Here is a 6,043-nt window from a genome sequence, read left to right as displayed (position 1 = left end):
GTTGCACACTCATCAGTCCAGGGAGGCTGGCTGGCTAAATCGACCCAACGCAAACCCAAACCCAGGATGCACCACAGCAGAAGCAATAGGAAATTAAGGACGGTAGGAGAGATGGAAGGCAAAAGGGAGCAGGGGACTTTTGGACTTTGGGCAACTCAAGAGGAGAAGAGTTATCAAGTTCGGTTAAACACTTACCATTCCGGTTCAAATGAGCTTCGGGGGCATCGGAGGCGTGGGGAGCGTGGGGAGAGAATTAGAAAGGAGATTCCGCAGTTGCGCTCTTCTTATCACTAATTATCCGAACTCGATATAACGGCAAAATCAGGGTTTGAGTTAATCTCGAACTCACGTTAAATTTATTCATGCAAAGGGTCTACTATCTCGGCAAACTTTCGCTGGTGGGTAAGCCGGAAGGATCGATAGGTTGAGGGGGTAATACCGGATAGGAAAAGTCCTGCTTGGCAAAGGCTTGTTTGGCACGCTTAACCAAATCGGTTTGGTAGATAAATTCATCTCGTGCGTCGATGGGATAAGATTTGAGCTTGAAATGAGTGCCCCATGGCTTTTCATCCATAATCACTAAAATAGGTAGCTTCAGTTGAGTGTACTTACTCGTTTGTGCTACGCGATATAAAATTTTCATTACCGCTTCGACATCAATATTATGAGCGAAGTAAAACTCTGCTACGGTTTGTGCCTCAACAGCACCTTTATTGGCATTAGAAATCGCTTCCGTCCAGATTTGATTGTGAGGAATGCTCACAATATTATCGTCGGGAGTTTGCAAGCGAATCCCACGAATACCGTAGCTGATAATTTCGCCGTAGTATTCTTTAATTTTGACTCGATCGCCCACTTGATAGGGATTTTCAAAAAGTCCGATAATTCCGGCGATCACAGAACTCACATAATCTTTAAAGGCAAATCCTAACGCAACGGCAACCGTTCCCGTTACTGCGAGTACGTTATTGGGAGATAAGTCCAAAAATAAATTGCAAATCAGAAATCCGAAGAAGCTCAAACAAAAAGCTCGCCAAAACGGTAAGGATTGTTTGACTTTGAGGCGAAATAAAAGGGGAACTTGCTCGGAGAGCCAATTAATAACTTTATCGATGAAAAAAAGAATTAGGTACGCCGCAAGTACCAACAACAATGCTTTGATTACTTTGGCTTGAGTAATTTCCGTGACAATTTCTTGCGCTTTATCAACCGTTTCATTCCCTGTTGCTGCTACGATCTTTTGAAGAACAGTATCAGTCACTAGACAAACTCCTGATTTTCATTCATCGGTATTATCTTCTCCAACTAAAAACTTGTTATTTTCTAAATCGGTTCTTAGGCGAAGATAGTAAGCCGGATTCACCTGTATTTCGCCTTGGTGGTTCCACAAAGTGCCCGATCGCACCAAAACTCTGACTTGCGCTCGGATCGGCGGCTCTGGCTCCCCCAAACTCAATGCCAAATGAGATAGACCGATCCGACCGAATAGACTAAGTGGCGATCGGCTAGAGTCAAGGCGGGTCGGTCGGGCAAGTCGATACGCTCTCGTCGTGCTTGGGGAGAAGCCTCTTCAGAAACGGTATCGGTCGATTCTTCGTCGGAATCGTCCGAAGAGCCAGTCTTGACGCATAGGGACGCCAACCACAACTGGATTGCCACCCGACCTAACCCGCTAGCGGTTTTTTGCAACTTGTCGAAATATACCAATTCCGCCCTCGATTGCCAATTCTCTTGCAGAACGTCCCAGTCTTCAGGATCGTCGAGGTCGCTACTGGAATTGTCGCAAAATTCAATCCCATCGTTGATGCTTGCCAGCCAATCTTTAATTTCGATCGGTTCGAGTTCGGGCAAACAGAGGGTGCGATCGCAATACGCACTGCTTTGACAGACATAGTCGAGATACTGCCACGCCCAAGAATTGCATCCGATCGCCCAAAACCTATGGGAATTTTCTACCATCAACTGCTGCAAGCATTCAATACCATCCAACCCTTCTACAGTGCGCAAAAAATACCACTCTAAGTGAGGAATCACGAGAATTTCAGGGCGACCGTCATCGGATTCGTCAGTGGCGGCGAGTTGTTCTCGAAGCTGGTCGGCAATTTGGGTGCAATCTTGGGGTCTGCTATCCGGTTGTAGCACTCGCACCTGGTAGTCGGTTTTACCCTCCCAGGTTTCGAGAGTATCTTCCCAAATCCGGTCTAACGGTTCGATGGGACTGGCCAGAATCACGACGCTGTTGGTTGTGTCGCGATCGACTTTCCATCTCGCCAAGGCGGCTTCGAGTGCCGACTTCACCGCTGCGCGATGGCTTTCGGGACTCGGTAGCGTTTCGATCTTCTCCCGCAGACTCTGCCTTTTTTCTCTCGATAACGGTTGGAAGTGTTTGTTGGTTTGGGTGAGCTGGGCTTCGAGTTTAGAAGCTTTTGCTTCAATTTCAGCGCCCGTTCGGGGAAACCAGTTTTTTAGGCGATCGAGTAGAGATCCTAAGCTCAGAGGCATGGGGAAGATGGGGAGAGGGGGGGATGAATTCGGAATTCGGAAGCGCGGAATTCGGAATTCCGAATTTGGAGATGGGAACTAAGCATCCATTGCCTGCGATCGGCTAATGCGCAAATAAAAATCGTATATTCTCAGGCGCAAGATAAAAATGCTCAAGTCTTCTGGGCGTCCCCGCGTCAGTCAAAACTAGTAAATTAGATGCGTTCGCGAAGCGTCTTCTTCGGAGAATCGCCGCTTCCCTATACTCTACATCGGCCCAGACACTGAATTGTCCCCAACCGTTTTAACGGGAATTGTTGGCATATTCCGAATGGCCAAAGTATAAATATCCGTGGGCATTTCGATTTGCGCTTCTTCGAGCGCTTCCTTCACAGCCTGAGTGACCTTAGAAGTGGCCTGGAGAAAACCGGCACGGCGAGAATCGACCCAAAACCGGACTTCTAGATTCACCGTACTGGCTGCTAGCTCCCGCACCAAGACTTCTAGCGGCGGATCGAACTCCACCTCATCGAGGCGATCGAGCGACCCTTTAATCACCCGAATTGCTTCGTTGATATCAGCATCATAGTCGATTCCGACCATAACCGAGCTGCGGCGATGAGTCGAAGCGGTATTGTTGATAATGCTCGACTGAAACACCTCTTGATTGGGAATGTAGACAACGCGCCCATCATAGGTTTTCATCGTCGTTCCCCGCAGTTGAATTTGGGTTACGGTACCTTCGTAATCTTCAATGACCAATTGGTCGCCGATTCTGAAGGGTCGAGCGGCGAGTAGAATGACCCCAGAGATGTAGTTGCTCAAAACATCTTTGAGGCTGAAGCCGATCGCCACGCTGGTTAATCCCAACGCGCCGAGCAACGCCCCGATATCCAGACCGAGAACCCCCAGGGCCACCACGCAACCGAGAATCCAGACCCCACCGTAGCCCAACCGCCCGATGAGAATTTCCGTACTGCGATCGCCTTCCGTCCGTTGCGCCCAAGCAAAGGCAATTCTCCGCACCCCTTGGGCGACTAATCCCGTCGCCAAAACCACCAAAATTGCGCCGATGAGGGCGGGAAGATTTTCGACGGTATCCCGCAGCAGTTGGCGGGTGGTTCCGTATAGGCGCTGAACTACATCGATGGCGAGGGGGGGTTTGTCGATGGCTCGATTCAGGGCATCGGCCCACTTTTGCGCGAGAGCATCCACCGACAGACCGAAATCTTCGGCATCTCGGTCGGTTACCGTCATCAACACTCGATTGTTAAGTTGTAGCGTTGCTAATTTGCGGTTGCCATCGGTTTGTACCGTTACCGTTTCGAGGGTGTCGGCTTTGGCGAGAATGCTGGCAATCCGGCGGTTGATAATTTCGGCGCGATCGGTAGCGCTGATGCCCGACAAGCTGCCGACTTGGAAAATCGGTCGTCCTCGGACGACGATATCGGCAAAATATAAGCCATCAGATGGGGCGGCGACAGGTTGGGACGTTTGTGCTGTCGGTGGAGGAACTTCGGCATCTTGGGCGATGCTAGGCGGAACGATGACCCAGGTCGTACAGACAACGATGGCGATTCCGGTCAGACGGGGTAAGATGGAGCGTTGAGTAACGTTTTGGCGAGTCAGCAACACAGGCAACCTAACAAATGAAAGCGATCGAAACAGAACTGACGCGATCGCGATAAATATAGCTATATTTAGCTAAATATATCGGAAAAAAGGCGCGACCGCGCGAATTCCCTTCGTCAATCGTGTGGGTACATCTTGTAAGATAAGTCGAACCCGTCGCTATTCTGGCGCGACGATATATTCAGATGCGTTTTCGTTCTCTGGCAGCGCTGGCAATCGATCGAGATAGACTAAGGTTTGATACAGCATCGCCGCTGCCGATCCTCGGTTGAGCGGTTCGTTGGGGTTGAGAATTCGACGAGTGGGATAGTTGGCAATCAGACCCGCCTCGGTAGCTGCGGCCACTTCATCGATCGACTCGTCGGGGATAGATGCAGCATCTTCGTAATATTCCCCCAGATTCGTCGTGGGAGCGGTAGCATTGTAACCCTGTTGTGCGGTCGGTGCGGGGTTGCTTTGGGCGTTAGCCGGTGGGATGGCAAACGGTTGCAACAAAACCGTGGAAGCTAGGGGAAATGCCAAGCGATTCTTCGACTTTTTCGGTTGTCGGCGATTGGGTGCCACCGTTGAGGCGGGAGTTTGGCTGGCCGCCACCGTCGGGGAGGCGGTTAGTTCCAAGCCCCGCGTGAGGGCGGCGATCGCTTCAAGCTTGGTCATTTCTTGGTGAGGGAAAAATCGATCTTGTTCTTCCTTCGCCTCCATAAATCCAGTTTCGTAAGCCTCCTCAATTGCCGGTTCTGCCCAGTTGCCATCGGGAACATCGGCAAATACGCTCGCCTCGGGAATTTGCCTTACGGTTTCTTCCTCGAATGCCTGACGGATGGTAGCCGCAAACTCATCGCGATCGATCGATTTTTCAGGTCTGAAGGTTCCGTCGGGATACCCGGCGAGAATCTCTTCTTCGGCGAGGGATGTAATGTAGGGATACGCCCAGTAATCGGGTTTGACATCGCTGAATTCCGTCGGTGCGGTTGCCGAGGCAGACAGCATCACGGGAATTCCAGCCAGGGTACTGGTTGCAGTCGCGCACAACGCCGTCATCGCGATCGCTCGATCGAACATAAATATTACTCTCCAATTTAATCAGATTAATTTGAAATGAAACCAGACTCGGGTGCGCTGCCATCGATGAGGGTTCGAACGAGTGCTTCATCGCATTCGTTTTGAAAGTTAGAGTCGTTCTAAAACCCGGGACTGATAGCGATCGCCGCTCGATTGCAAAAGAACAGTGCCACTCCCTCGGTTGGGAATGACACTGCCTTTAGAATCCTCACACTCGGGTTCGATCGCTCGACATCACCCGAGTCCGAACCGACAGAACCCGACCGATGGATCTTAGAGCTGTCCGGAGCGATCGATATTGGGATCGCCAGCGCGATCGACATCCACTTCTTCGCGGCGGATGGTTTCTTTTGCGGTGACCGTATCTTGTTCGACTTCCTTGCGAACCGAGACTTCCCCACGCACAACAGCTTCTTTGCCAATCTCAGCCGTCTCTTCATGTACGTCCATCCGGGCAACTTCCCCTTCTCGGAAATTGGGATCGGTTGCGGCCGGCGTGCTTTGACCGGGGGTAAACTCGATGACGATTTTCTCCTTCTCTACGGGAACGGCGACTTCAGCAGTGCTGGTTTCGACGCGCTTGCTGACAGAAACCTCACCGACTTTAGAGCGGTTCTTGTTGGTCACCAGGCGCTCTTCGTAAAGTTTAAGCTTCTGGTGATTGTCTTCGCGGGTTTCGTAGAGATCGGGTTCGCGGTCGTAGGTATAGTCGTTGGCCGTGTAGGCAGGTGTTACTGCTGTCGGGGTCGTCGCCGGAGGCGTTACGACACCTGCGGTGGTCTCCACGGGGGCCGAGGCTTCGACGGTAGTGGACGTTCCGGCAGCAGGCGTGCGATAGACAGAGCGAACCCGCTCTTCATAATCGTAA

At 51.2% G+C, this 6,043-nt stretch carries 6 protein-coding genes; all 6 read right to left on the bottom strand.

Annotation, left to right across the window (positions count from 1 at the left end; translation table 11 throughout):
- Positions 1-376 precede the first annotated feature (376 nt).
- Positions 377-1,261 carry a mechanosensitive ion channel family protein gene (locus IQ235_RS16435; RefSeq protein ID WP_264322515.1) on the bottom strand — a complete coding sequence of 295 codons (885 nt, stop codon included), beginning with the start codon at positions 1,259-1,261 and terminating at the stop codon, positions 377-379.
- A gap of 18 nt (positions 1,262-1,279) precedes the next feature.
- Positions 1,280-1,462, bottom strand: a complete 183-nt coding sequence (locus IQ235_RS16430) for a hypothetical protein (RefSeq protein ID WP_264322514.1) — start codon at positions 1,460-1,462, stop codon at positions 1,280-1,282.
- The gene (locus IQ235_RS16425; RefSeq protein WP_264322513.1) at positions 1,453-2,502 is read right to left on the bottom strand and encodes a hypothetical protein; all 1,050 of its coding nucleotides are present in this window, start codon (positions 2,500-2,502) and stop codon (positions 1,453-1,455) included. Before IQ235_RS16425 ends, IQ235_RS16430 begins: the two co-directional genes overlap by 10 nt.
- Positions 2,503-2,748: 246 nt before the next feature.
- A complete protein-coding gene (locus tag IQ235_RS16420; RefSeq protein WP_264322512.1) occupies positions 2,749-4,113 on the bottom strand; it encodes a mechanosensitive ion channel family protein in 1,365 nt (454 codons plus the stop codon).
- Between the two features lie 159 nt (positions 4,114-4,272).
- Positions 4,273-5,175, bottom strand: a complete 903-nt coding sequence (locus IQ235_RS16415) for an S-layer homology domain-containing protein (protein ID WP_264322511.1) — start codon at positions 5,173-5,175, stop codon at positions 4,273-4,275.
- Between the two features lie 273 nt (positions 5,176-5,448).
- Positions 5,449-6,043 (bottom strand): YsnF/AvaK domain-containing protein (locus tag IQ235_RS16410; RefSeq protein WP_264322510.1); only part of this gene is annotated, 595 nt, incomplete at its 5' end.

This window comes from Zarconia navalis LEGE 11467 (assembly GCF_015207075.1).
Classification (GTDB): Bacteria; Cyanobacteriota; Cyanobacteriia; order Cyanobacteriales; family Geitlerinemataceae; genus Zarconia; species Zarconia navalis.
The sequence above is the reverse complement of the archived record's forward strand: the minus strand, read 5'-3'. Positions and strand labels throughout refer to the sequence as shown.

What these genes read in the sequence shown, in the direction of transcription:
- IQ235_RS16415 (WP_264322511.1), bottom strand. Translation starts at nt 5,175, where the DNA reads ATGTTCGATCGAGCGATCGCGATGACGGCGTTGTGCGCGACTGCAACC.
- IQ235_RS16425 (WP_264322513.1), bottom strand. Translation starts at nt 2,502, where the DNA reads ATGCCTCTGAGCTTAGGATCTCTACTCGATCGCCTAAAAAACTGGTTT.